At 43.8% G+C, this 26319-nt stretch carries 22 protein-coding genes; 10 read left to right on the forward strand and 12 right to left on the reverse strand.

The features are described from left to right. Positions 1–25: 25 nt before the first annotated feature. The 5 genes from serS to lrp form a co-directional block, all read right to left on the reverse strand. Positions 26–1315, reverse strand: coding sequence for a serine--tRNA ligase (gene serS / locus ACRRSW_RS12705; protein ID WP_432452867.1), 1290 nt, complete (start codon positions 1313–1315; stop codon positions 26–28). 293 nt (positions 1316–1608) lie between these two features. Continuing rightward, complete coding sequence (locus ACRRSW_RS12710) at positions 1609–2925, reverse strand: replication-associated recombination protein A (RefSeq protein ID WP_432452865.1); 1317 nt, start codon at positions 2923–2925, stop codon at positions 1609–1611. Further along, positions 2925–3530, reverse strand: coding sequence for an outer membrane lipoprotein chaperone LolA (lolA, locus tag ACRRSW_RS12715; RefSeq protein ID WP_432452863.1), 606 nt, complete (start codon positions 3528–3530; stop codon positions 2925–2927). The genes ACRRSW_RS12710 and lolA overlap by 1 nt, the downstream gene beginning before the upstream one ends. Positions 3531–3542: 12 nt before the next feature. Next, positions 3543–6062 carry a DNA translocase FtsK gene (locus ACRRSW_RS12720; RefSeq protein WP_432461119.1) on the reverse strand — a complete coding sequence of 840 codons (2520 nt, stop codon included), beginning with the start codon at positions 6060–6062 and terminating at the stop codon, positions 3543–3545. 291 nt (positions 6063–6353) lie between these two features. Continuing rightward, positions 6354–6842: a leucine-responsive transcriptional regulator Lrp gene (lrp, locus tag ACRRSW_RS12725; RefSeq protein ID WP_432452861.1), complete on the reverse strand. Its 489-nt coding sequence runs from the start codon at positions 6840–6842 to the stop codon at positions 6354–6356. A 418-nt stretch (positions 6843–7260) separates the two neighbouring features. On the opposite strand from lrp, the gene trxB reads away from it, so the two are divergent. From trxB to infA, 4 genes are all read left to right on the forward strand, one after another. Continuing rightward, positions 7261–8217, forward strand: coding sequence for a thioredoxin-disulfide reductase (gene trxB, locus ACRRSW_RS12730; RefSeq protein WP_432459519.1), 957 nt, complete (start codon positions 7261–7263; stop codon positions 8215–8217). Between the two features lie 124 nt (positions 8218–8341). Beyond that, positions 8342–9046: a leucyl/phenylalanyl-tRNA--protein transferase gene (aat, locus tag ACRRSW_RS12735; protein ID WP_432459520.1), complete on the forward strand. Its 705-nt coding sequence runs from the start codon at positions 8342–8344 to the stop codon at positions 9044–9046. After that, entirely contained in the window at positions 9031–9714 is a 684-nt protein-coding gene (locus tag ACRRSW_RS12740; RefSeq protein ID WP_432452858.1) for an arginyltransferase, read from the forward strand. The genes aat and ACRRSW_RS12740 overlap by 16 nt, the downstream gene beginning before the upstream one ends. A gap of 83 nt (positions 9715–9797) precedes the next feature. Next, positions 9798–10016: a translation initiation factor IF-1 gene (infA, locus tag ACRRSW_RS12745; protein ID WP_016401030.1), complete on the forward strand. Its 219-nt coding sequence runs from the start codon at positions 9798–9800 to the stop codon at positions 10014–10016. A gap of 77 nt (positions 10017–10093) precedes the next feature. Here infA and clpA read toward each other — a convergent pair whose 3' ends face one another. Further along, positions 10094–12343 carry an ATP-dependent Clp protease ATP-binding subunit ClpA gene (gene clpA / locus ACRRSW_RS12750; protein WP_432459521.1) on the reverse strand — a complete coding sequence of 750 codons (2250 nt, stop codon included), beginning with the start codon at positions 12341–12343 and terminating at the stop codon, positions 10094–10096. Positions 12344–12378: 35 nt separating this feature from the next. Beyond that, a complete protein-coding gene (gene clpS / locus ACRRSW_RS12755) occupies positions 12379–12696 on the reverse strand; it encodes an ATP-dependent Clp protease adapter ClpS (protein WP_432452856.1) in 318 nt (105 codons plus the stop codon). A gap of 194 nt (positions 12697–12890) precedes the next feature. On the opposite strand from clpS, the gene cspD reads away from it, so the two are divergent. Continuing rightward, a complete protein-coding gene (cspD, locus tag ACRRSW_RS12760) occupies positions 12891–13106 on the forward strand; it encodes a cold shock domain-containing protein CspD (protein WP_432452855.1) in 216 nt (71 codons plus the stop codon). Between the two features lie 147 nt (positions 13107–13253). Here the strand turns inward: cspD and ACRRSW_RS12765 are convergent, their stop codons facing one another. After that, positions 13254–15476, reverse strand: coding sequence for an NADP-dependent isocitrate dehydrogenase (locus tag ACRRSW_RS12765; RefSeq protein ID WP_432452853.1), 2223 nt, complete (start codon positions 15474–15476; stop codon positions 13254–13256). A gap of 209 nt (positions 15477–15685) precedes the next feature. Between ACRRSW_RS12765 and ACRRSW_RS12770 the strand changes: the two genes are divergently transcribed. The 4 genes from ACRRSW_RS12770 (at position 15686) to purB (ending at position 19515) form a co-directional block, all read left to right on the forward strand. Continuing rightward, positions 15686–16318, forward strand: coding sequence for a pseudouridine synthase (locus tag ACRRSW_RS12770; RefSeq protein ID WP_432452851.1), 633 nt, complete (start codon positions 15686–15688; stop codon positions 16316–16318). 75 nt (positions 16319–16393) lie between these two features. Further along, positions 16394–17497 carry a tRNA 2-thiouridine(34) synthase MnmA gene (gene mnmA / locus ACRRSW_RS12775; protein WP_432459522.1) on the forward strand — a complete coding sequence of 368 codons (1104 nt, stop codon included), beginning with the start codon at positions 16394–16396 and terminating at the stop codon, positions 17495–17497. A gap of 5 nt (positions 17498–17502) precedes the next feature. Next, a complete protein-coding gene (gene hflD, locus ACRRSW_RS12780) occupies positions 17503–18129 on the forward strand; it encodes a high frequency lysogenization protein HflD (RefSeq protein ID WP_432452848.1) in 627 nt (208 codons plus the stop codon). Between the two features lie 18 nt (positions 18130–18147). Then, positions 18148–19515 carry an adenylosuccinate lyase gene (purB, locus tag ACRRSW_RS12785; protein WP_432452846.1) on the forward strand — a complete coding sequence of 456 codons (1368 nt, stop codon included), beginning with the start codon at positions 18148–18150 and terminating at the stop codon, positions 19513–19515. 111 nt (positions 19516–19626) lie between these two features. Here purB and ACRRSW_RS12790 read toward each other — a convergent pair whose 3' ends face one another. Then, positions 19627–21216, reverse strand: a complete 1590-nt coding sequence (locus tag ACRRSW_RS12790) for an ABC-F family ATPase (protein ID WP_432452844.1) — start codon at positions 21214–21216, stop codon at positions 19627–19629. Between the two features lie 257 nt (positions 21217–21473). On the opposite strand from ACRRSW_RS12790, the gene ACRRSW_RS12795 reads away from it, so the two are divergent. Beyond that, the gene (locus tag ACRRSW_RS12795) at positions 21474–21854 is read left to right on the forward strand and encodes a DUF2750 domain-containing protein (protein ID WP_432452843.1); all 381 of its coding nucleotides are present in this window, start codon (positions 21474–21476) and stop codon (positions 21852–21854) included. Positions 21855–21880: 26 nt separating this feature from the next. On the opposite strand, the gene hemH is transcribed toward ACRRSW_RS12795, so the two are convergent. From hemH to ACRRSW_RS12810, 3 genes are all read right to left on the reverse strand, one after another. Further along, positions 21881–22870, reverse strand: a complete 990-nt coding sequence (gene hemH / locus ACRRSW_RS12800; RefSeq protein ID WP_432452842.1) for a ferrochelatase — start codon at positions 22868–22870, stop codon at positions 21881–21883. 94 nt (positions 22871–22964) lie between these two features. Then, on the reverse strand, positions 22965–23609 hold the full coding sequence (adk, locus tag ACRRSW_RS12805) for an adenylate kinase (RefSeq protein WP_432452841.1): 645 nt from the start codon (positions 23607–23609) through the stop codon (positions 22965–22967). A gap of 91 nt (positions 23610–23700) precedes the next feature. Next, the gene (locus ACRRSW_RS12810; RefSeq protein WP_432452840.1) at positions 23701–25818 is read right to left on the reverse strand and encodes a GGDEF domain-containing protein; all 2118 of its coding nucleotides are present in this window, start codon (positions 25816–25818) and stop codon (positions 23701–23703) included. Positions 25819–26319: the final 501 nt, after the last annotated feature.

A 26319-nucleotide genomic window follows, 5' to 3' on the forward strand; every position in this document is an offset into this window, starting at 1 on the left:
GCGCTTTTTTTATAATTCTATGAAACTATACACTAATTCGTTCTAGCCCGCCCATATAGGGAACTAATGCTTCTGGAATAGTAATGCTACCATCTGCGTTTTGATAATTTTCTAAAATTGCTACTAGGGTGCGACCCACCGCCAAACCAGAACCATTTAATGAATGTAATAACTCTGGCTTTTTAGCGCCATTAGGACGGAACCGAGCCTGCATTCGACGAGTTTGAAAATCTTCACAGTTAGACACCGATGAGATTTCACGGTAAGTATTTTGCGCAGGAACCCACACTTCTAAATCGTAAGTTTTCGCTGCACCAAAGCCCATATCACCAGTACACAAAGTCACCACACGGTAAGGTAAGTTCAGTTTTTGTAGAATATTTTCTGCATGTTGACGCATTTCTTCTAAGGCTGCGTAAGATTTTTCGGGATGAACCAATTGAACCATTTCAACTTTATCAAATTGGTGTTGGCGGATCAGACCGCGTGTATCTCGCCCATAAGAACCCGCTTCGCTTCTAAAACAAGGCGTATGAGCGGTCATACGGATCGGCAACTCGGCTTCTTCCACAATACTATCGCGCAACATATTAGTTAAGGGCACTTCGGCAGTTGGGATCAGACTCATGCCGATCCCTTCTTCTGTTGCAGGCTGGGTATGGAACAGATCTTTACCAAACTTAGGCAACTGACCAGTACCGTAGAGTGAATCAGCATTAACCAAGTAAGGTACGTACATCTCTTGATATGCATGCTCTTCGGTATGCGTATCAAGCATCAATTGAGCAATAGCGCGATGCAGCTTAGCAATTTTACCCTTCATGACAATAAAACGAGAGCCACTAATTTTGACCGCATTAGCAAAATCTAAACCTTGTAAATCGGAGCCAACATCCACATGATCTTTCAGCTCAAAGTCAAAGCTCGGCAACTCGCCCCAGGTATGCAGCTCTACATTTTCCAACTCATCTTTACCAAGCGGTACGCTCGGATGCGGTAGATTAGGCACCGCTAGAGAATAATCTTTAATTTCGTCTAATAGCGCATTTAATTCGGCTTTAGCAGCATCGAGCTTTTCACCTAATTGGCCAACTTCGGCTAACAAGGGGGCAATGTCTTCGCCGCGCCCTTTCGCTTGCCCGATGGATTTGGAACGAGTGTTACGCTCATTTTGCAGTTCTTGGGTAAGAACTTGTAATTCTTTACGGCGACTCTCTAAAGTCGTCAAACGAGCTACATCTAGTTCAAATCCTCGAGTTTTTAAGCGCTGAGCAGTGCTCTCTATATCGCTTCGCAACAAATTAGCGTCTAACATTCAATAACCTACTTCCAATTCAATGAGTAAAAAACAGTGGATGCGGCTTGCAATTGCTAGTTAGCCACATTTACGCTGCTTCAATAAAATTTATAAGTCGCCATTATAAAGCAACTCATAGCAGACACAATCGGGCTTTCTACTTGTTTTAACAATAAAATGCCGTAAATAAGCTGAACTAGGAATAATCAGCCTTGCTAGCCAGACGACAAATAAACTAAAGCCTGAAAGCCACGATTCAGCGATCCTGAGGCCCCCGGTTTAAACGACATCATCACTGCTATACTCACAGCCTATTCTGCTTGCTGATCGAGCTGTTTTAGATAAGCCAATTTCTCTGCAATCTTTTGCTCTAACCCACGACTTTGTGGATAGTAAAATTGCATCCCCGTAAGCCCGTCAGGTAAATATTGTTGTCCGGCGGCATAAGCATTGGGCTCATCATGTGCATAACGATATTCCGCACCATAGCCTAACTCAGCCATTAGCTGGGTCGGAGCATTTCGCAGGTGCACTGGCACCTCGGTATCACCGTACTCTTTTGCCGCCGCTCGTGCGGCTTTAAATGCCGTATATACGGCATTACTTTTAGCGGCACATGCCAAATAAACAACGGCTTGAGCAATCGCCCGCTCTCCTTCAGCGGCCCCAACCCGAGTATAACAATCCCAAGCACTCACTGCGATTTGCATGGCTCTAGGATCCGCATTACCAATGTCTTCAGAGGCAATCGCCAAACAGCGTCTCGCCACCGCTAAAGGATCCCCACTGGCTTCTAAAATCCGACAATACCAAAATAAGGCTGCATCGGGAGATGAGCCCCGAATAGATTTATGCAAGGCAGACAATAAATCGTAATATTTGTCTCCTCCCTTATCGATATGGCTATAACGTTCGCCAGCCACCTGCTTTAACAAATCAAAACAAAGCTGTTTACCGCTACTGCTAACTTCCGCTAACTCAGCCATCATTTCCAGCAAGTTTAAAGCTCGACGAGCATCACCACTGACTAACTCTGCTAGCGCTTCTAACACCCCTGATTCAAACTGCAAATTCTGCTGTTTTAAAATTTCATCATCACGAATCGCGCGTTCCAGTAGCTGCAAAATCGCCGAACTATCTAAAGACCGTAGCACGTAGGTTTTAGCCCGAGACAACAAGGCATTGTTCAGTTCAAAGGAAGGATTTTCGGTAGTCGCACCAATAAAAATTACCGTCCCATTTTCTACATAAGGTAAAAACGCATCTTGTTGACTTTTGTTAAAGCGATGCACTTCATCAACAAATAAGATCGTCCGTCGGCTCACTTGCTGATTTTGCTGCGCGCGCCCTATAGCCGCTCTCACCTCTTTGATACCGCCAGTTACAGCCGAGATTTTTTCAACTTCAGCATCCGCATAATATGCGGCCAACTCAGCGATTGTGGTTTTTCCTGTGCCAGGTGGCCCCCACAAGATCATCGAGTGTAGCTGACCTGAAGCTATCGCTTTATACAGCGGCTGCTCTTTAGCCAAAATATGCTTTTGACCCACATAATGAGCCAGCTCAGTAGGGCGCATCCGCGCCGCCAAAGGTCTAAAATCGGCGTCGAAGTTTAACTCGAAACTCATTAACGTTGGTCATCAATCATAGTATTGCTGGGAATGTCGAAGTGAAACAAACGGTCACTCAACTTAGGGTTCGCCTTAAAGGCTTGCAGGCTAAACTCACTTCGCTGGCCAGTACTTTCAATAAGATCAAAGCGAGCAATACTATTATCAGCATTGAGCTTCACCCAAAATGCTGCTTGTAGAGGATCGCGCTTAGATTTTACCAAGTAACCCTGATCAACCTTTTCAACTTGGTATTGCTGCCAACTCTCGTTACGGTCATCGGCCAACAAAATGAATGGTGACTGACGGATCGCTTCACCTGCACTCATAATTGTCACTTGCTCAACGAATGGACTGTAATACCAAATGGTCGTACCATCAGAAACAATCATGTCTTGTTCTGGGGCAACCTGTTGCCAATTTAATTTGGCAGGACGCGCTAAACTAAGCTTGCCTTCGGCTTGATGAATTTGACTACCATCAGCATCCAGCACCGTTTGCTTAAACTCGGCTTGGAAACTACTTAACGTCGACAAATGTTGCTTCAATTCGGTTGCCGCATCATTCGCCAATGCAACAGAGGATAAACACAACGCCACAATCACTGTACCCAGTTTTTTCATAAATAATTCTTCTTAATCAATTCTTACCGGTGGGGGCGCAAGTACTTCACGATTACCATTGTGTCCAGGCGCACTGACAATACCCTGCACTTCCATTTGTTCAACGATCCGCGCTGCACGGTTATAACCTATCTTAAATTTACGTTGTACGCCCGACACCGAGCCTCTGCGCGTTTCTGTCACATGCATCACCGCTTGATCAAACAAAGTATCAAGCTCTTCATCTGAATCAGCCACTTCCCCGGGGAGCATTGCATCTGGTCCAGCTTCACCATTCAAAATTTCATCGATGTAGTTTGGTTCACCACGCGCCTTCCAAGCGGAAACCACCGCATGCACTTCATGGTCATCGACAAACGCACCATGCACACGCGTAGGGACTCCAGTACCTGCTGGTAGATAGAGCATATCGCCCATCCCGAGTAACGTTTCTGCTCCCTGTTGGTCAAGAATGGTTCGAGAATCAATACGACTCGAAACTTGAAAAGCCATTCGTGTTGGGATATTCGCTTTAATTAGACCAGTAATCACATCCACCGAAGGACGTTGAGTCGCTAATATTAAATGGATACCCGCCGCCCGCGCTTTTTGGGCAATTCGAGCAATCAGTTCTTCTACTTTTTTACCAACAATCATCATCATGTCGGCAAATTCATCAATCACGACCACGATATGCGGCAGCTTTTCTAATAAGGGCGCCGTTTCGTCCATACTATCACCAGGTTTCCACAGCGGATCAATGATCGGGTTTCCTGAATTGATGGCATCAACAACTTTCTGGTTGAAACCCTTAAGATTACGTACGCCCATAGCCGACATCAGCTTATAACGGCGTTCCATTTCTCCAACACACCAACGCAGTGCATTGGCCGCTTCTTTCATATCTGTCACAACTTCTGAGAGCAGATGCGGGATCCCTTCATAGACCGACAACTCCAGCATTTTAGGATCGATCATAATCAAACGAACATCGTCTGGTGTCGACTTATACAACAAGCTAACGATCATCACGTTAACCCCAACCGATTTACCAGAACCGGTGGTTCCCGCGACTAACAGGTGCGGCATCTTAGCCAAATCAACCACCACTGGTTGGCCAGCAATATCCTTGCCTAGTACCATCGTTAACGGAGATTTAGATTGATGGAATACGCTGCTATCAACCACTTCACTCAAATAAACAATTTCTCGATAACGATTGGGGAGCTCCAAACCAATCACCGACTTGCCGGGAATCACTTCCACGACTCGTACGCTAATGGCCGACAAGGCTCGGGCTAAGTCTTTAGACAAGTTGGTGATTTTACTCACCTTAACCCCCGGCGCCAAATCCAACTCGAAACGGGTAATCACCGGTCCGGGATGCACAGCCACAACGCTTGCTTGAATATTGAAATCCAGCAGTTTAGCTTCCACCAGTCGCGATACTTGATCTAATTCTTCTGCGGAAATTGGATTCTGTTTCTTGTCGGGCCTATCTAACAAGTTCATATCAGGCAATGGGCTTAAACGAGGCTGAGCCGGTTTAGACTTAACCGCCTCAGCAGCCGTGGAAGGTTGATTGGTCATTGGCTGACTTGATTCAGTAAAAGGAATTTCTGGCATCGGCTCAGGGGGGCTCTGATCTAGGATAACACTCGGAGGGTCAACGGCTTCAGCTTCATAAGCAAACTCCACTTCTGCTTTAGCTTGGCTCAATTGCTCCTCGAAATCATCATCAAGATTAAAATGTGGCTCAACAGCGTGTAAAGATCCCTCGGCGACGGTGTCCAATGGCTCTTCAAAGCTCTCTTGCTGGGCAGTTTCACTGTCATCAAGAGCTTGCTCGTCAATCGTTCGGTTAATAGCAGCTTCTTCTAGCTCTGGTTTACGCAAAGGCGCTTGATAAGTCTCATTGGTCGATTCATCCGCGGCAAGCCGTGATTGTTTGCGACCACTAATTCGTTTCGGTAAATCAATCAGATTGGTAAACACTGAGCCTAAGCCCTCACCCAACAACTCAACAAACTGAACCCATGAAACACCTGTAAACAAGGTAATACCACCCGCAAATACGGCCAATAAAATAATGCTAGTACCCAATAAACCGAAGGTCGGGATCATTAACTGAGTGAAAATATCTCCCACTAAGCCTCCTGATGAAAAATAATAAAAATCGTCAATATGAATGCTCGCTAAGGTCGTTAAGCTGGCGAAAGTGAAAATGAAACCAATAAGACGTAAGCCTAAAGTAAAAAAATCAACTTGGGCTATCGGACAGGGCCGCCAGAATAGCGCCCATGCTAAAAAGCCACAAACCAACGGTACGCTATAGGCAATGAATCCAAAACTAAACAACAGTAAGTCAGCAAACCATGCGCCGGAGCTTCCCGCAGCATTGGCAATGCTTTGTTGAATAGCCGTTTGCGACCAACTTGGATCACTTGGGTCAAAGCTTAACAAGGCGACCATTAGGTATACTCCTAGCGCCCCCATAGCAATTGCGCCTACTTCGGCAATTCGGGCAAAACCAGACAATCTATTGTCTGTCATATCTGTCACAAGCGTTCCCTTGAGCTAATACCAACTTAAATAATACTCTAATCATTTTAACCGTTAAAAATCGATAATCACGGCTTTAAACATCGAAAAACTGAACTCTCCGCTCACTTCCATCTCAGCCTTATCCTTATTGGTTTCGCGAACCATCTTGTTGACCATCGGCTTATCCTGAAGGATATAAATAAATCCAACTAAAATTTATCTTTGACTAAAAAACAAAACAAGCGGCTAAGCCGCTTGTTTTACTTTACCAAAAATGAATTGGAGGGGGAAACCGCTCGCTTAGTTTTTAATGACTAATCGATTGCTTTGTTTCACTTCTTCCATCACAACATAGGTACGGGTGTCGTTAACACCAGGTAAACGCAATAAGGTTTCACCTAACAACTTACGATAAGCAGACATGTCAGCTACACGTGTTTTCAATAGATAATCGAAATCGCCTGAGACCAAATGACACTCTTGGATTTCTTCAAGTTGTTGTACCGCATGGTTAAACTGTTCAAACACATCCGGAGCGCCACGATTCAAGGTGATTTCAACAAACACTAGCAGCGAGGCGTCTAAGTATTGTGGATTCAGAATTGCTGTATAACCGCAAATATAACCTTGACGCTCTAAACGTCGAACTCTTTCTAAACAAGGCGTAGGGCTTAATCCTACACGTTTCGACAATTCCACATTTGATATGCGGCCATCTTTTTGCAACTCATTAAGTATGTTGCGATCAATACGATCCAGTTCCTTCATTGGTCGACCTTTTGCTTCCATTAGTGGTAATACGTTTATTGTCCCTAAATATCTAAGTTATACCTGACTGTTTATGCATTAAAACTGGCAGTCATTGCATATGTTATGTGTTTATCCATTCCCACATAAATAAGTCATTACAACCAAGATACGGAGCTAAAACCCAAGTGAACAGACTTTTTTAAACTTTTGTTTTACGCCCGAGCATTATTTATTCCACAAAATTCACCGACTATCAAGTAAAAAGCCGAATTAATAGCTAGATAAATACGCATATCCATATAAAGTTTTATTATTTGCTGGAATTATATAAGCCGATTATGCTGCATCCATGAAAATATAGCTTTGCGTCCAACAGCATATTTTACGTAATTAGCGCTTGATATTGAGATTTACACCCTCATATTTTAAGCAAGAACTATAAGGAATGATAACCACCATGAGTAATGCGAATCACCACCAACTAATTATTCTTGGCTCCGGCCCAGCCGGTTACACCGCTGCCGTATATGCAGCGAGAGCCAACCTCAATCCGGTGCTTATTACTGGGATCCAACAAGGCGGTCAGCTGACAACCACCACCGAAGTTGAAAACTGGCCTGGAGATGCAGAAGGTTTGACCGGACCAGTGTTGATGGAACGGATGCAAGCGCATGCAGAAAAATTTGATACGGAAATTATTTTCGACCATATCAATCAAGTGGATTTTCAAACAAAGCCTTATAAATTGAAAGGCGACAATCAACAATACACTTGTGATTCGCTCATCATCGCCACAGGAGCTTCTGCCAAATACCTTGGCCTTCCCTCCGAAGAAGCCTTTAAAGGTAAAGGCGTGTCTGCTTGTGCCACTTGTGATGGCTTTTTCTATCGTAATCAAAAGGTCGCTGTAGTGGGGGGGGGAAACACGGCTGTTGAAGAGGCACTCTATCTAGCGAATATTGCCTCTGAAGTGCATCTTATTCATCGCCGTGAAGAATTTCGTAGTGAAAAAATCCTCACCAAGCGTTTAATGGATAAAGTAAACAATGGCAACATTGTGTTACACCTCAATCAAACCCTAGATGAAGTATTGGGTGACGAGATGGGCGTGACTCATGTTCGTACCAAGCAAGTTCAAGATGGCAGTACCCAAGACATCGAAGTCATGGGCGCCTTCATCGCCATTGGCCATCAACCCAATACAGGCATTTTTGAGGGTCAATTGGCAATGAAAGACGGTTATCTCAAAATTCAGTCTGGCACCGAAGGAAATGCCACTCAAACCAGCATTCCGGGAATTTTTGCGGCTGGTGATGTCGCTGACCACGTCTATCGTCAAGCGATTACCTCTGCAGGCGCAGGCTGTATGGCGGCCTTAGATGCTGAGCGTTACTTAGATAGCTTAAACGACTAAGCACTAGTTTATTCTCGCGACACCTTAAATTTAAAGCCGATAATCTTATCGGCTTTTTCATTTTGCCTTTTAAATCAAGTTTCTTGATAATCAACCACAAATCACTTCAGATAAAAAGAAACTTGTGCAGGCCATATTACTTGACACCGATAGCCCCTTTCCCGCAGTTAACCTTGCTTTAGATGATCCCAATGGCTTGTTAGCTATCGGTGCGGATCTAAACCCAACACGATTAATTTCGGCCTATCACCATGGTATTTTCCCTTGGTTTAATGAGGACCAACCCGTGTTATGGTGGAGTCCAGACCCGCGAATTGGCCTAAGTTTATCAATGCATACCATCAATAAAAGTATGCGAAAATTCATCCGTAAAACCCCCTTACGAGTCACAATCAACACCAGTTTTGAAGCGGTGATTCGCAACTGTGCAGCGCTACGCGCCAATGAAACATGGATAAACCCCAACATGATAGAGGCTTATCTTAAACTTCATCAATTAGGACATGCTCACTCGGTTGAAGTGTGGCATCAACAACATTTGGTGGGTGGTTTATATGGCATCGCTGTCGGCAGTATGTTTTGCGGCGAATCAATGTTTCATCTAGAGAGTAACGCCTCCAAGCTGGCCTTTCATTTATTTTGCTACCATTTTAAATATTGGGGCGGCAGTTATATTGATGGACAGGTTGAAAATTCCCATTTACTTAGCCTCGGAATGCAAAACCTACCGCGGGCACAATTTATAACCAAGCTCAACCTAGCAAAATTGGACCAAATCAGTTCACAGTGCTGGTACCCGCAGGAACTAAAGCAATGCAATTACCCTTAGGCCTAAGCCAAGTAACGCCCTGCCCCTATTTAGCCGAACAACAAGAACAGCTATGTTTTGCGCTTTGTTCTAAACCAGAAAAGCAAGCCTATTACCCACAGCTCATTGAATTAGGTTTTAGGCGTAGCGGGCAAGAGCTGTATCGACCCCATTGCAGCGGCTGCCAGGCCTGTCAGTCCCTAAGGGTCGATGTGAATGCCTTTATACCATCACGCTCCCAAAAACGCGTCCTGAGCAAAACCAAAGATCTTCAGCTGGTATGGAGTAAACATTTAAGTAATCTTGATTACTGCTTATTTGAGCGTTACATCGAAGCGCGCCATCGTGACGGTAGCATGTACCCCACCAGCGAAGCAGCATTCCATCAATTTTTAAGCTGTGATTGGGCAGACACCCAATACTTACGTCTATATCAAGGCGACAGATTGCTTGCATTATGTGTAACCGATGTTTTCACTGATGGTTTGAGTGCCGTTTACACGTTTTTCGAACCCGAGCTGGCGAGCTTATCGCTCGGCTCTTTGGCTGTATTAAAACAAATTGAGCAAGCAAAACAACAAAAACGCAGATGGCTTTACCTTGGATACCAAGTGGATGATTGCAGAAAAATGAGCTACAAACAAAATTATACCCCGCATCAACGCTTTATTAATGATAAATGGCAATAGTTTTGGAGGATAAACTTTACACAAGGCGCTAAATCTGGCATTCTCCCAGCGTTTTTATAAGTGCGTGTCAAACAGAGGACTCAATGGCGAAAGAAGACAATATTGAAATGCAAGGCACAGTGTTAGACACCTTGCCTAACACAATGTTCCGTGTAGAACTAGAAAACGGACATGTTGTTACTGCCCATATTTCTGGCAAAATGCGTAAGAACTACATCCGCATTCTTACCGGGGATAAAGTTACGGTTCAATTAACACCGTACGACTTGTCAAAAGGGCGCATTGTTTTCCGCGCGCGCTAAACCGCTAATTACTCAGAGCAAGTAATTATTAAAAAAGCCAGCATTTAGCTGGCTTTTTTGCCTTCAACTCATTCAGACTATACCTCTGCAACCACATCTTCATATTGAAAATCTAATTGGCCATCTTTCATGGCAATATCAACATGCCCTCCATGATTAAGACGTCCAAATAAGATCTCATTTGCCAAGGGTTTGCGTAGCTGTTCGCGAATCACTCTTGCCATTGGTCGAGCGCCCATTGATTTATCGTAGCCCTGCTCCGCCAACCACAAACGAGCTTCTGTATTCACCTCCATTGAGACACCATTCGCGTCTAACTGCGCTTGTAGTTCAACAATAAACTTATCGACAACCTGTTCAATAATTTGTTCATCCAAGTGATTAAACCAAATGATATTGTCTAAGCGGTTTCTAAACTCAGGCGCAAATATCCGATTAATTTCGGCCATGGCATCGAAGCTAAGATCTTGTTCTTTAAAACCAATACTTGAGCGATGGGTTTCTTTAACACCTGCGTTACTGGTCATAACCAAGATAACATTGCGGAAATCAGCATGACGCCCGTTATTGTCGGTTAAAGTACCGTGATCCATGACTTGCAATAGCAAATTAAACACATCTTCATGCGCCTTTTCGATTTCATCCAACAAGATCACACAGTGAGGATGTTTAAATACTGCGTCAGTTAATAAACCACCTTGATCAAAGCCGACATAACCAGGAGGCGCACCAATCAATCGGGATACCGCATGCCGCTCCATATATTCGGACATATCAAAACGAATTAATTCAACCCCAAGAGCCTTTGCTAACTGCTGAGTAACTTCGGTTTTACCAACCCCAGTCGGCCCGGCAAATAAGAATGAGCCAACTGGTTTTTGCTCTGCCCCTAAACCGGAGCGATTAAGGCGAATTGCATCGACCAATACATCAATCGCAGGGTTTTGACCAAATACCACCATCTTCAAGGTTTCGTTTAAATTTCGGAGTACTTCTCGATCGGATGAAGAAACTTTCGCCTCAGGGATCCGAGCGATTTTGGCCACAATGGCCTCAATATCACCGGCACCAATGGTTTTTTTACGTTTACTCACCGGCAACATACGCATACTCGCGCCAGCCTCGTCGATAACATCAATTGCTTTATCGGGTAAGTGACGCTCATTAATGTACTTAGCCGCTAATTCTGCCGCGCTACGCATCGCTTGCTTGGTATAACGAACCTCATGATGCGCTTCATAACGACTTTTCAAGCCCATCAAGATTTTGGTTGTATCCTCAACGGTAGGTTCAACCACATCTATTTTCTGGAAACGTCGCGCTAAGGCGCGATCTTTTTCAAAAATCTGATTATATTCTTGGTACGTTGTAGAACCCACACAACGTAACAAACCATTACTAAGCAATGGCTTAATCAGATTAGCTGCGTCCAACTGCCCACCAGATGCAGCTCCAGCGCCAATAATGGTATGAATTTCATCAATGAACAAAATCGCATTCTCGGCGTTCTCGAGTTGCTTCAATAAGGACTTAAAGCGTTTTTCGAAATCCCCCCGATATTTAGTTCCTGCCAATAAAGAACCGATATCTAAAGAATAAATGGTGGCATCTTTAATAACATCAGGCACATCTTCATGTACAATTCGATAAGCCAAGCCTTCGGCGATTGCTGTTTTACCCACGCCAGCTTCCCCCACTAACAGCGGGTTATTTTTACGACGACGACATAACACTTGAATAGTTCGAGATAACTCCTGATCACGACCAATCAGTGGATCAATTTTACCTTTTAGCACCAACTGATTGAGGTTGCTGGCAAAATTTTCTAGCTGTTTGCTTTCCTCCGATTGAAGGTCACTCTCAACAGCTCCCTGCTCTGCATCAGATTCATCTTCTTTACGGATCCCGTGAGAGATATAATTAACCACATCAAGTCGGCTAATATCAGCTTTTTTCAGAAAATAAACCGCCTGACTCTCTTGCTCACTAAAAATAGCGACCAAAACATTAGCACCACTAACTTCACTATTCCCAGAAGATTGCACATGAAAAACAGCACGCTGTAAAACACGTTGAAATCCTAAAGTAGGCTGAGTTTCACGCTCACTATCATCTTCTGAAATAACAGGCGTTGTTTGTTCAATAAAGCTACTCAATTCTTGAGTCAATTGGTTAAGATTAGCGCCACAAGCCACTAAAGCTTCTTTTGCTGAGGCATTTTCTAATAAACCCAACAACAGATGTTCAACGGTCATAAATTCATGTTGTTGTTGTCTTGCTTCTTTAAATGCTTGATTTAAAGTTTGTTCCAACTCTTTGTTTAGCATGCATAGGCCCCCTACAGACAATCAATACTACTTAGCTATGCTTTCTCCATGGAACACATCAGAGGATGGTCATTTTGCTTTGCATAACGATTTACTTGGGCAGCTTTGGTTTCAGCTACTTCTGCCGTAAAAATCCCACAAACTCCTTTTCCTTTATAATGAATGGTTAACATCACTTGAGTTGCTTGGTCTAAATCCATATTAAAATACAACTGCAACACTTCGATAACAAACTCCATTGGAGTATAGTCATCATTATTCAAAACCACCTTATACATTGGTGGTGGTTCGGTAACACTTTTGGCTTCTTTGGTTATTTCTTCAACATCCAGCCAGTCAGATAATTTGGTCATATGAAACTATAGTCTTAAAAATGCGTCTCTGTTTTCAACATAACTGCTTTGAGTTAACAACGCTAGTAGAAAAACTCATTGAAAACTTGACTGTAGTAAATATTTTACTAGATTGTTACACAGCTGACTTGAAAAAGTGTCGCAATTGACCAATCAAGTGAGTCTGGTAGGTAAATTTTATAGGGAAATGTCGTATGCCAAGCGGAACAGTTAAATGGTTTAACAACGCAAAAGGATTTGGTTTTATTTGCCCGGATACAGGCGGTGAAGATATCTTTGCCCACTATTCGACAATTCAAATGGAAGGTTACCGCACGCTAAAAGCTGGTCAACCCGTTCAATTTGAAACACAACAGGGACCAAAGGGTAGTCACGCGGTAAGCATCGTATTCGATGAGAGTCAAAACTAAAACCGCGCCAAGCCAAGAAAAAAACAAATGCCAGTCATCTAGACTGGCATTTTATTTTGCGCTAACAAATATATGATTATTTGCTGATCTCACAAAAAAGGCCAACAACCGATGCAGGCCTTTATATATACTGTGTTAAATCAACGTTTAGCGAAGATCATCGATGATCGCATTGAAGCTAAGACTTGGACGCATCGCGGCAGATGCTTTGTCAGTATCTGGTAAGTAATAACCATCAAGGTCTACACCTGATCCTTGTACTGAGTTTAACTGTCCAATAATCACAGATTCATTGATAGTCAACTTATCGGCAAGTTCTGAGAACGTAGCCTTTAGCGAAGGATCGGTATCTTGTTCAGCTAAACATTGAGCCCAATATAAACTCAGATAGAAATGACTGCCTCGGTTATCTAACTCTTTCACCTTACGTGATGGTGATTTATTTTTATCCAAGAAGATACCGGTGGCCTTGTCTAAGGTACTCGCCAATACGCTCGCCTTAGCATTGTCACTCACTTGGCCTAAATGCTCCAGTGACGCCGACAGAGCAAGAAACTCACCCAGAGAATCCCAACGTAGGTGATTTTCTTTGGTAAACTGTTGCACATGCTTCGGTGCCGAACCACCAGCCCCAGTTTCAAATAATCCGCCACCATTCATTAAGGGCACGATTGACAACATTTTGGCAGAAGTACCTAATTCAAGGATCGGGAACAAATCCGTTAAGTAATCACGCAACACATTACCAGTCACCGAAATAGTATCTAAGCCCTGCTTCACTCGTTCTAATGAATACAAGGTTGCTTCATCAGGAGACATGATTTGAATATCCAAACCACTCACATCATGCTCAGTTAGGTAGGTTTCAACCTTGGCAATCAGTTGAGCATCGTGAGCACGAGCACTATCTAACCAGAAAATTGCCGGCGTATTGGTTAAACGAGCACGATTAACCGCCAGTTTCACCCAATCACGAATGGGCGCATCTTTCACCTGACACATTCTGAAGATATCACCTTGATTGACCACTTGGCTCAGCAAGACTGTCCCATCATCGCTGACCACCTCAACCTTACCGCTAGCAGGAACCACGAAAGTCTTATCGTGCGAGCCATATTCTTCAGCTTTTTGTGCCATCAAGCCCACGTTAGCAACCGAGCCCATGGTGGTCGGATTGAATGCACCATGTTGTTTACAAAAATCGATAGTTTGCTGATAAATACCGGCATAACAACGATCAGGAATAACTGCTTTAGTATCTTGCTGCTGACCTTCGCTATTCCACATTTGACCAGAAGCGCGGATCATGGCTGGCATCGACGCATCAATAATCACATCACTTGGTACATGAAGGTTGGTAATCCCCTTATCCGAGTCAACCATCGCTAAGCTAGGACGCTGTGCGTACACCGCAGCGATAGCCGCTTCTATCTCGGCCTGTTGAGTACTATCTAAGTTTTTGATTTTTGCGTAAACGTCGCCTAACCCATTACTAACATCGACGCCCAACTCGTCAAATAATTCACCATATTTAGCAAATACGTCTTTAAAGAATACTTTCACCACGTGACCAAAAATAATTGGATCAGAAACCTTCATCATGGTGGCTTTCATATGCAATGAAAACAGTACGCCTTTCGCTTTAGCATCTTCAATTTCAGCTTCAATGAAAGAAGCGAGTTCGGCAACATTGAGCGCGGCGGCATCAATCACTTCACCCTCGAGTACCGGAAAAGCATCTTTCAAAACAAGCGCTTCACCCGCATCTGTTTTCAATTGAATAGACACCGAACCGGCTTGCTTAATGGTGGTAGACACTTCGCTACCATAGAAATCCCCTTGGCTCATGCTCGCCACATGGCTTAAGGAGTCTTTTGCCCACGCGCCCATCGAATGCGGGTTGTTACGTGCGTATTGTTTCACCGAGCCCGGTGCTCTGCGGTCAGAGTTCCCTTCACGTAATACTGGATTAACCGCACTGCCTTTCACTTTGTCGTATTTAGCTTTAGCAGTTAGTTGCTGCTCATTGCTTGGCTCTTCAGGGTAATCGGGCAAATCGTAACCTTGCGCCTGAAGCTCTTTTATCGCCGCTTTTAACTGCGGGAGCGAAGCACTAATATTGGGCAATTTAATGATATTGGCTTCTGGTTGGTTCGCCAACTCGCCTAATTCAGCCAAGGCATCAGAAGTCTGTTGTTGTTCAGTTAAGCACTCTGGGAAGCTAGCAATAATACGAGCAGCTAAAGAAATATCACGAGTTTCAACGAGCACACCAGCGGCGTTGGTAAACGCTTGTACTATAGGTAATAGTGAGTAAGTGGCTAAGGCTGGCGCTTCGTCCGTTAAGGTATAAATAATCTTTGACGTCATGTCGATCCCTAAAGTTGTGGTTGCTTTCACCGCGGCTATCACTGGTTAATCGCTCTAGTCCGCGCGCTAGTTAACAGTGACCAACAACATACGATAATCTCGCAGCTGTGGGCTAACCGGCCGATAATTCGGAAAAAATAATAAACCATTTACAAACGCATTAACATTGTTTTGCTAGTGGTCGTTCCAATAGCTGTTACAATTGCCCTATGAAAAATACCAATCCCGCGTCTAAGCCACGCCGTTTCAAACGAAAGGTTGACTCAAAATCAACAAAAACCTTAAACGGGCCGCGCCGTTTAGTGCTATTTAACAAACCCTTTGATGTATTAAGCCAATTTACCGATGGGCAAGGCCGACCCACTTTAAAAGACTATATTGACATCCCCGATATTTACGCTGCGGGTCGCTTAGATAGAGACAGTGAAGGCTTATTGCTACTCACCAACGATGGCAAACTGCAGCACCAGTTGGCAGATCCCAAAAATAAAACCAATAAAACCTATTGGGTACAGGTAGAAGGCTCCCCCTCTGAGAAGGACTTAGATAGACTAAGGAAAGGTATCCATCTAAAAGATGGGGCCTGTCGACCGGCCAAGGTCAAGCTCATTAACGAGCCAGATTTATGGCCACGTAATCCACCGGTAAGAAAACGCTTAACGATTCCGACGACATGGTTAAGCATGACGATTCAAGAAGGCCGTAATCGGCAGGTTCGGAGAATGACCGCAGCAATCGGTTTTCCAACTTTACGCTTGATTCGCTATCAAATTGGTCGCTATACCTTGGCAGGAATAAATAACGGCGAATACCAGCAGCTAATTGATGAGCAAATAGCTTAGCTAGACTGGCGAAATGCTGTTTTCATCACAGAATTTCTGGTAGAATTTGCCGCAAATTTTTCCCAAAGATTTAACATGAATTCAAACAACACTAAAAAAGTGATTGTCGGTATGTCCGGCGGTGTCGACTCTTCCGTTTCAGCCTACTTGCTGCTTGAACAAGGCTACCAAGTTGAAGGCTTGTTTATGAAAAATTGGGAAGAAGACGACAACAGTGAGTATTGCGCGGCGGCAGAAGATTTAGCCGACGCTCAAGCAGTCTGCGACACATTAGGCATTAAACTTCACACGATTAATTTTGCCGCGGAATATTGGGACAATGTATTTGAACATTTTCTCGAAGAGTACAAGGCTGGCCGAACCCCCAACCCTGATATCATGTGTAACAAGGAAATTAAGTTTAAAGCCTTTCTGGAATTTGCCGCCGAAGAATTGGCCGCCGATTACATCGCCACCGGCCATTATGTACAGCGACGCTTTCAAGATGGACATTGGCAAATGTTAAGAGGCTTAGACAGCAATAAAGATCAAAGCTATTTTTTGTATACCCTAGAAGAAAAGCACATTGCCCAAACACTATTTCCGGTTGGTGAGATAGAAAAACCTGAAGTACGACGCATTGCCGAACAACAAGGTTTAATCACAGCCAGCAAAAAAGATTCAACCGGGATCTGCTTTATCGGTGAACGTAAATTTACTGATTTTCTATCGCAATACTTGCCCGCTCAACCGGGAGACATTGAAACCTGTGAAGGTAAAGTCATTGGCACCCATCAGGGCTTGATGTATCACACCTTAGGCCAACGAAAAGGCTTAGGCATTGGTGGCACTAAAGATGGTGATGAGAATCCTTGGTACACCGTTGATAAAGACATTGAACGTAATGTCTTGATCGTTGGACAAGGTCATGACCACCCACGCCTTAAATCCAAAGCCTTAATTGCCGGGCAAATACACTGGGTCGATCGTCTGCCTCTCACCGAAGAGCTTCGCTGCAGCGTTAAAATTCGCTATCGACAAATAGATGTGCCCTGCACCCTCAAACCGATCAGTGACGATGAAATAGAAGTGTGGTTTGATGAACCGCAAATTGCTGTGACGCCCGGACAATCGGCGGTCTTCTATCTCGATGAGGTCTGTTTAGGCGGAGCGATTATTGAACATAAAATTGGCCTATAACAACCATGAGTAGTCAACTATCTAACCGAGTGATTGCCTTTGCTGGAATTTGCCAAGCCGCCAAGTTAGTTCAAGATGTGGCGCGCACCAGTAGCTGCGAAGAAGCCGACTTAAGTACCAGTTTAAAAAGCATTTTGGTGACCGATCCTCAACAAACAATTGAAGTCTTCGGCGACCTAAGCCAAATTAAGCTGGGCTTAAGCGTGATGAATGCCCAATTGAATAGCTCACAACAACAACGTAACTCTGAGATCACTCGCTATCTCGTGAGTATGCTCGCTCTAGAACGACGTCTGCAAAAGCGTCCTGACCTAATGCATATGATGGGAGAGCGGATCAGTCAACTTGATCGCCAACTACAACATTTTAGCTTGCTTGAGCAACAGGTATTGGGCGGCATTGCTGATATTTATAGCGATATTATTAGCCCCTTAGGTCCGCGGATCCAAGTCGCAGGGAACGTTAGTTACCTGCAACAGCCAGTTGTACAACACAAAGTTCGCGCTTTATTACTGGCAGGCATTCGCGCTTGTGTATTATGGCGTCAACTGGGCGGTCAACGTCGCCAACTTATATTTTCACGAAAAAAATATTTACAGCAAACCACACAACTTTTAAACACCATTGATTAGTTAATTTAGGAGATCACCATGGAACTGTCTACCTTGACAGCCATTTCCCCGATAGATGGACGCTACGGGGACAAAACTCTTGAACTGCGCAGTATTTTCAGCGAATTTGGCTTAGTAAAATACCGAGTACGAGTAGAAATTCGCTGGCTACAAAAGCTAGCGGCGCAGCAGAATATTGCTGAAGTACCTGCTTTTTCTCAACAAGCTATCGCGTTTTTAGAGCAAATAAACGACAATTTTAGTGAAGCTGATGCTGCTCGCGTAAAAGAAATCGAACGCACCACTAATCATGATGTGAAAGCCGTTGAGTACTTTTTAAAAGAAAAAGTGGCAGCGAATACGGAGCTAAATGCGGTTTCTGAATTCATTCACTTTGCTTGTACTTCAGAAGACATTAATAACTTATCTCACGCGCTGATGCTCAGTGAAGCGCGCCGCGAGGTCCTCGTCCCCTATTTACAACAGCTAATTGATGCCATTACTTCCCTAGCCAAGGAACTACGCGATACGCCTTTACTATCACGCACTCACGGCCAACCCGCGTCGCCTTCCACCATGGGTAAAGAAATGGCTAACGTGGTAGCGCGTTTACGTCGCCAGTTAAAGCAGATCGAAGCTGTCGAGATTTTGGGGAAAATCAACGGCGCGGTGGGTAACTACAACGCGCACGTATCGGCCTACCCAGAAGTCGACTGGCATCAATTTTCGGAAGAGTTTGTCACCAGTTTGGGGATCCAGTGGAACCCCTACACCACTCAAATTGAACCTCATGATTACATCGCCGAACTTTATGATGCAATTGCCCGTTTCAACACCATCTTGTTAGATTTCGACCGCGATATCTGGGGTTACATTTGTCTTGGCCATTTCAAGCAAAAAACCATTGCCGGTGAAATTGGCTCGTCTACCATGCCACACAAAGTGAATCCGATAGATTTTGAAAACTCAGAAGGTAACCTAGGCATTGCGAACGCTTTATTTGGTCATTTAGCGGCCAAACTACCAGTTTCACGCTGGCAGCGTGACCTCACCGACTCAACGGTTTTACGTAACCTTGGAGTAGCAATGGCTTACTCGTTAATTGCTTACCAAGCGACCCTTAAAGGCGTGAGTAAGTTGCAAATTAACGAAGCTAACCTACTCAGTGATCTAGACCATAACTGGGAAGTATTAGCCGAACCAGTACAAACGGTAATGCGTCGCTACGGCATTGAAAAACCTTACGAGAAGCTCAAAGAATTGACCCGCGGTAAGCGAGTTGACGCAGAAGCGATGCGCGTGTTCATCGATGGTTTAGAGATGCCAGAAGCCGCTAAAGATGAATTGAAAAAGCTCACCCCTGCCAACTACATTGGCGAAGCAGTAAAATTAGTCGACCAATTATAAGTCGCACAACCAGCGTTGGCGAAAAACAACAATAAGGTTCAGTTTTTCGCCAGCTCTCATACAGATACAAAAAAGCAGCCTAGGCTGCTTTTTTTCACTTAGCTATTGGACTTAAACATTTAAACCTTGGCTGTTTAAGTACTCTTCATAAGTACCGTGGAAGTCAACAATCCCCTCGGGTTTCATTTCAATCACGCGAGTCGCAAGGCTTGAGACAAACTCTCGGTCATGACTTACAAAAATCAACGTCCCCGGATAATTTTCCAAGGCCAAGTTTAATGACTCAATGGATTCCATATCCAAGTGGTTAGTCGGCTCGTCCATCACCAAGATATTTGGTTTTTGTAAAATCATTTTACCAAATAACATTCGGCCTTGTTCCCCACCGGAAATCACCTTCACCGATTTATGAATATCATTTTGCGAAAATAATAAGCGTCCTAAAGTACCACGGATCACTTGCTCATCATCCCCTTCTTTACCCCATTGCCACATCCAATCAAGTAAAGTTTTATCGTTTTCAAAATCAGCAGAATGATCCTGAGCATAATAACCAAGCTGGGCATTTTCAGACCACTTTATATCACCGTCAAAGTCAGTATCACCCACTAAACACTTAAGCAAAGTCGTTTTACCGATACCATTCTGGCCAATAACGGCTATGCGTTCACCAACCTCAACCATCAGGTTTAAATCTTTAAACAAATTTTGCTCGTAAGATTTCTCTAAACCTTCAACCTGTAAAGCCAAGCGATGCAACTTTTTCTCTTCTTCAAAGCGAATATATGGGTTTTGACGGCTAGACGGTTTCACTTCAGCTAACTGAATTTTATCTATTTGCTTAGCACGAGAAGTCGCTTGCTTAGATTTGGACGCATTGGCAGAGAAACGGCTCACAAACGTTTTAAGCTCGGCAATTTGCGCTTTCTTCTTGGCATTATCAGATAACATTTGATCGCGAGCCTGAGTGGCTGCAGTCATGTATTCATCGTACGAGCCAGGGAAAGTCCGTAATTCACCGTAGTCTAAATCGGCCATATGAGTACAGACACTATTCAAAAAGTGGCGGTCGTGCGAGATGATAATCATGGTACAGTTACGCTCGTTGAGCACACCTTCCAACCAACGAATCGTATTAATATCCAAGTTGTTGGTTGGTTCGTCGAGTAGCATGATATCCGGGTCGCCAAATAGAACTTGAGCCAGCAATACCCGCAATTTCCATCCGGGAGCTACCTCACTCATTGGCCCGTAGTGCTGTTCGATTGGGATACCAACACCGAGCAACAATTCTCCAGCGCGAGCCTCGGCGGTATAACCGTCCATTTCAGCAAATTCGGCTTCTAATTCGGCGGCTCGTATACCATCTTCTTCAGTCATATCAGGATTGGCATAAATCGCATCACGCTCCGATTTCACCGACCATAGCTCTTCATAGCCCATAATCACAGTGTCGATCACTGCGCATTCTTCATAGGCAAACTGATCTTGTTTCAGTTTTCCGATCCGCTCATTGGGATCTTTAGAGACATTTCCCGAACTCGGCTCTAAATCTCCCCCCAAGATCTTCATAAAGGTAGATTTACCGCAGCCATTGGCGCCGATAAGACCGTAGCGATTGCCTTCGCCAAATTTAACTGAAACATTTTCAAACAAAGGCTTAGCGCCAAATTGCATGGTGACATTAGAAGAAGTAAGCAATGTAAAAAATTCCGCTTAGTTAGGTTACGCCGAGCCAATTACACTGCGTAACAAGAGTGCTAAAAGTTTGGTCGCGTATTATGCCACAATTTGTTCAAACACTGCACATATAACGACACGGCTCACAAAAACTTCCGTTGTGAGCGGGATAATTGCTGTTGTTTTAAGCGAACAAATGACTAAAACTCGGCTTTATATGACGGCTTAAGCAATTTCCATTATGCTAAGTTATTACTCGAACATTTAGGACAACCACCATGTCTGCAACTATCGACTCATCTCAACTTGCCACGATTCAACAATATGACAGCGAGCGCCGTTATCAATATTTACTGAAACAAGTGAAAAACCATAATCAACTGTGGATCTTAATCGACCAAGATGGTTGTGTGATGCTGAACTCAGATGAGGAAGACTGCGTTCCGGTATGGCCGAACAAAGAATTTGCCGAGGCCTGGGCCACAGGCGAATGGGAGCATTGTACTGCCGAGGCCATTTCTTTAAATAAATGGCGAAGCCGCTGGACCGAAGGCCTCAGCAGCGACGAATTGTATATCGCGATATTTCCCAACGATCTCGAAGAAGGCCTTATCCTATCGCCCGATGAGTTTGACCAGGCCTTACACAATGCCCGCTAATTGTTAGCTGCAGCCCTTGAATCAATTCACGGCCAGCCTTGTGTGTGTTTCTTGATTAATTCACAAAACATCGCTACATGCTCAGGGCTATCATTTAAAGCTGGAATATATTGATACTGCTTGCCACCAGCATCGAGAAACTCATCTCGCAACTCGCAGGATACTTCTTCAATGGTTTCTAAACAGTCAGCGGCAAACGCCGGAGAAATCACATCCACCGAGGTTACTCCCTGCGCTGCCAATTGACGCAGTAACTGGTCTGTATAGGGTTGGATCCAAGGATCTTTACCAAAACGCGATTGGTAACATAAACGCCACTGGTGCTGTTTTAAACCGAGCGCAGCGGCAACCTTAGCCGCAGTGTCTTCACATTGTTTAGGATATGGGTCACCATTACGCGCGTATCGTTCTGGGATCCCGTGAAATGAAAATAACAATACCTCCGCTCTCTCGCTAACCTCCCAATGCTGCAGAATAGAGTTTGCTAACGCTTGAATATAGGCAGGTTCAGCATAATAGTCTTTAACGGTTCGAAGCTCCGGCAGATTATAGCTATTGGCTAAGGCACGATGATAGGCATCATTGACAGACGCGGTAGTGGATACTGAATATTGTGGATACATCGGTAATAACAATACCTTTTGGTGACCAGATGCGACAACATCGTGTACCACTTGTTCAATGTAAGGTTCGCTATAACTCATTGCCAAGTACACCTCATACTCTGCATTCAGTTTAGCCGCTACTTTTTGTTGAATTTGCTCACTAATCACCTGTAAAGGTGAACCATTTTTCAGCCAGATTTGTTGGTATAACTTAGCGACTCGTCGTGAGCGAAGCGGTAAAATAACGCCATAAAGTAAGGGTAACCATAATAATTTGGGTAAGTTAACGACTCGTTTATCGGCTAAAAAGCGCGCCAGAAATTTTCGCACTGCTCGCGCTGTTGGCTGCTCTGGAGTCCCCAAATTCACCAAAATAACCGCACATTTTAATTCTTTATCTATTTGCGCCATTAAGCTCTTCCTCTAGTCATCAGCACTCAGTGTATGGTATTTATGACCATAAAAAAAAGCGGCAAAAGCCGCTTTCTCATCAAGTGTTCGAAATTCAATCAAGTAATTCGACTAATTGCTTGCTAATCGCTTCAACCGACTGGGTGCCGTCCAATTTGAAGTACTTACTGTTACCTTGTTCAGCTTCTTTCCCATAGTAGCTAACCAAAGGTTTAGTTTGCTGATGGTAAATCGCTAAGCGGTCACGAACGATACTTTCTTCGTCATCGGGACGGATCACTAAATCTTCACCGCTGACATCATCTTTACCTTCCACTTTCGGTGGATTATAAACAATATGATACACCCGTCCGCTACCTGGATGAACGCGACGACCACTCATGCGTTTTACGATTTCTTCGTCTGCCACATCAAACTCAAGTACTGCATCAATACTAATCGCAGCTTCTTTCATTGCATCAGCTTGCGGAATGGTGCGAGGAAAACCATCCAAAAGAAAACCTTTTTTGCAGTCGTCTTCCAAAATACGTTCTTTTACTAGGCCGATAATCAGCTCATCAGAGACCAGTTGTCCAGCGTCCATGACTTCTTTGGCTTTAATGCCTAAGGGGGTGCCTGCTTTTACCGCTGCCCGCAGCATGTCACCAGTAGAAATTTGGGGGATGCCGTAACGCTCCATAATAAACTGTGCTTGGGTACCTTTGCCCGCACCAGGTGCGCCTAAAAGAATGATACGCATAATCTGCTATTCCTTGGTCTAGTTTTATCGTGCTTATTTTTAAGAAAAGTGAATTTACACTGCTGAGACAAATACTACAAGTGACTCTCGACTAAAGTTCAGTTTGACGAAGCCTCAAGTAATAGCTTTGTTTATCATGGTACATATTTTGGTCAGCCAATCGATATAATCCGCTAAATTGGACCACTTCAGTTGTTGCATAACCAACCGAAAAGCTCACCAATGGCTCTCCTCCAAAACTATCTAAGTCAATAAATACCCGGTTATTTTGCTGAGAACGCAAGCGTTTCAATAAAACTTCAGCCATCGTCAATTGAACTCCAGACAGCACCACCGCAAATTCATCGCCACCGATACGAAAATAATTATCGGTGATACCATCACAACATTCGCGCAACACCCTAGCCACCGAGATAATCAGCTGATCGCCTTTTTCATGCCCTTTTTCGTCGTTCATTTTTTTTAAGCCATTCACGTCGATCACAAACAAACCCACCTCGGCATCAAGTTGAGTTTCAAGGGTGAATTGCAATTCATCGAAGGCTTTACGATTGCTAATTCCAGTAAGTGAATCAGTTCGTGCAATCGTATCTAATTCCTCATGTAAACTGCGATTTTCTAAGAAACTACTTAATTCCGTAATAACCAGTAAGAGTCGGTTATAAACTTGTTCACTTAAGCTCGAGTGATTCACTAATAACCACCCCTCTTTTTTAGAGCCACAGCTAATTGCGAATAAATTCACCCATTGCTGTTCAAACTCGATGACGGTTCGCTCCACATTTGGCTTTAAGGCTTCAGATGCTTGCAGCTTTATATCTTCAAAACTCGCCACAGAAACAGATAAACTATCCGTCACTTGGCTATGTTTACCAGATGCTGGGAGGTGTAGTACTATTTCGATATCAGGAAAGCAAGCAGCTAAGGCCAGCAAAGCATCATGCACAATTTGTTTGTTACCCGAGCTGGCTTCTAAAGACCGACGAAATTGAACCAATTGTTGAAAAAAGAAGTGACTTTGGGCCAAATCTGCCATCGATAACTCTAGGTCACGAGTGCGCTCCTCCACTTTAAATTCTAATTGACTATTTAAAGTTTGGACTTCTTCCAAATAGCCCGCACGAAGTTGGTCAATTCTTGCGAGTTCCTTATTTTTATGATTCACCGTTCTGAGCTGTTCACCAATGGTTCGTTTCATTTCAACCAACAGATGTGAGACATCAGCAAACTCCCGAATGCTAAATTTACTACAATTAAACCAATAAGCCTCTTTATCCGTTTCAAAGTCTTTAATAAGCGTGTAAAGCTGACCGAAAGACTTCGCTACAAAGTGAGCAAACAACACCACAATAACCAAAATAATCGCAATCACAATGGTGCTATTCGCGACCCCAGGAGCTATAAAATTTTGTACTCGTGAACTCAAACTTTGTAAACTTTCACCGACCCTAATTTTAAGCCAAACTGCGTTTTGATAACCGCCCCCCGTTAGCACTAAAGCGGCAACATGAAATAACTCGTCCTGTTCAACGGCCACCGAATCATCATCCAAGAGTTCTTGACGGAAGAATATAGCTAAATTTTCATGCGGTTCTAAGCGCTTCTTCGCTGTTTCGATGAATCGATACATGGGGACTACGGCAATCAAGTAGCCTTTTATGCCTATATTTTTTCCGGTATGAATAGGAATCATATGGACGATGCTATGTTGCTTACCGCTACGTTTAACCAAAGCATACTCATCAGCCAAATCCAGCGTCGCCTTCCGTTGACTTGGCTGCTTCTCATGAGCAGGTGGATGAGGCAAGTAATCGAACAGATTATCAGCAGCGGACAGCGCAAGACCATTACCAGCATAGGAAACAACAATTTGACCGTCATTTTTCACCAAATACAAGGATTCAATCAAGGGCGCATCAAGCACAAAATGTTCTAAAAATGAACTTAACTCTTTAGCTGGTATGTTGTTATCTAAGCTCTTTAAAATGCGGGGTTGTTCAGACAATAGCCAAAGCTCATTGGTGAGAATTTGGTGACTATGAGATAATTCTGCAGTAATTTGTTTCAGTGAGGTAGCTAAACGACTATCAACAGATTTATAGGCGAAGTTGTACATTTGCTGGTAAAGCGTAAATGCCAGCACAGCTACCGGTATGATGGCAACTAAGATGAGTAAAATAAAAGTTATAGACCGAAGTCTTATGGTCATTCTTCATGTCCGATTTTACGAGCGTACTGCCGACGAAGCAGGCAACTAATTCAGCACCTAATCCGTCTCAACAAGACAACAACATTTAACAGCTCTACAGTATCACTAGATGGTAGCGAAGTGATCCGTATTTTAGTATCTCAATGACTCGCTCTAAAGCAAATGGTCATTCACACTAACAGATTATAATGGGTTACCGACCATTCCCGATTAACCCTGGTTTGTGTTTCTTGAACACAGATAAATTTTTCACGGTGTGCCATCAACAAAGTTAAATGAATATCAAATACGTTCAAAACCATAATCACGATCAATGCTTGGCGACCATTGCATAGACCAGCAAGCCGATTGGCAACCTACAAAGAGAGATGATAACAGGCGATACTCATCCTAGCTCTTTGTTATTACAGTGAGTGAACTCACTTTGAACAAGCGAATATTTATATGTTCTTAAAGCCTTAAAAACAAAAACGCTCGCCATTTAGCGAGCGTTTTTATCCT

The sequence above is a fragment of the Agarivorans sp. QJM3NY_25 genome, assembly GCF_050870875.2.
In the GTDB taxonomy this organism is placed as follows: Bacteria; Pseudomonadota; Gammaproteobacteria; order Enterobacterales; family Celerinatantimonadaceae; genus Agarivorans.

What these genes read in the sequence shown, in the direction of transcription:
- hemH (WP_432452842.1), bottom strand. Translation starts at nt 22,870, where the DNA reads ATGGCGCAAATAGATAAAGAATTAAAATGTGCGGTTATTTTGGTGAAT.
- infA (WP_016401030.1), top strand. Translation starts at nt 9,798, where the DNA reads ATGGCGAAAGAAGACAATATTGAAATGCAAGGCACAGTGTTAGACACC.
- lolA (WP_432452863.1), bottom strand. Translation starts at nt 3,530, where the DNA reads ATGAAAAAACTGGGTACAGTGATTGTGGCGTTGTGTTTATCCTCTGTT.
- cspD (WP_432452855.1), top strand. Translation starts at nt 12,891, where the DNA reads ATGCCAAGCGGAACAGTTAAATGGTTTAACAACGCAAAAGGATTTGGT.
- hflD (WP_432452848.1), top strand. Translation starts at nt 17,503, where the DNA reads ATGAGTAGTCAACTATCTAACCGAGTGATTGCCTTTGCTGGAATTTGC.
- purB (WP_432452846.1), top strand. Translation starts at nt 18,148, where the DNA reads ATGGAACTGTCTACCTTGACAGCCATTTCCCCGATAGATGGACGCTAC.
- clpA (WP_432459521.1), bottom strand. Translation starts at nt 12,343, where the DNA reads ATGCTAAACAAAGAGTTGGAACAAACTTTAAATCAAGCATTTAAAGAA.
- serS (WP_432452867.1), bottom strand. Translation starts at nt 1,315, where the DNA reads ATGTTAGACGCTAATTTGTTGCGAAGCGATATAGAGAGCACTGCTCAG.
- ACRRSW_RS12765 (WP_432452853.1), bottom strand. Translation starts at nt 15,476, where the DNA reads ATGACGTCAAAGATTATTTATACCTTAACGGACGAAGCGCCAGCCTTA.
- ACRRSW_RS12770 (WP_432452851.1), top strand. Translation starts at nt 15,686, where the DNA reads ATGAAAAATACCAATCCCGCGTCTAAGCCACGCCGTTTCAAACGAAAG.
- lrp (WP_432452861.1), bottom strand. Translation starts at nt 6,842, where the DNA reads ATGGAAGCAAAAGGTCGACCAATGAAGGAACTGGATCGTATTGATCGC.
- clpS (WP_432452856.1), bottom strand. Translation starts at nt 12,696, where the DNA reads ATGACCAAATTATCTGACTGGCTGGATGTTGAAGAAATAACCAAAGAA.
- trxB (WP_432459519.1), top strand. Translation starts at nt 7,261, where the DNA reads ATGAGTAATGCGAATCACCACCAACTAATTATTCTTGGCTCCGGCCCA.
- ACRRSW_RS12740 (WP_432452858.1), top strand. Translation starts at nt 9,031, where the DNA reads ATGCAATTACCCTTAGGCCTAAGCCAAGTAACGCCCTGCCCCTATTTA.
- adk (WP_432452841.1), bottom strand. Translation starts at nt 23,609, where the DNA reads ATGCGTATCATTCTTTTAGGCGCACCTGGTGCGGGCAAAGGTACCCAA.
- ACRRSW_RS12710 (WP_432452865.1), bottom strand. Translation starts at nt 2,925, where the DNA reads ATGAGTTTCGAGTTAAACTTCGACGCCGATTTTAGACCTTTGGCGGCG.
- mnmA (WP_432459522.1), top strand. Translation starts at nt 16,394, where the DNA reads ATGAATTCAAACAACACTAAAAAAGTGATTGTCGGTATGTCCGGCGGT.
- ACRRSW_RS12795 (WP_432452843.1), top strand. Translation starts at nt 21,474, where the DNA reads ATGTCTGCAACTATCGACTCATCTCAACTTGCCACGATTCAACAATAT.
- ACRRSW_RS12720 (WP_432461119.1), bottom strand. Translation starts at nt 6,062, where the DNA reads ATGACAGACAATAGATTGTCTGGTTTTGCCCGAATTGCCGAAGTAGGC.
- ACRRSW_RS12810 (WP_432452840.1), bottom strand. Translation starts at nt 25,818, where the DNA reads ATGACCATAAGACTTCGGTCTATAACTTTTATTTTACTCATCTTAGTT.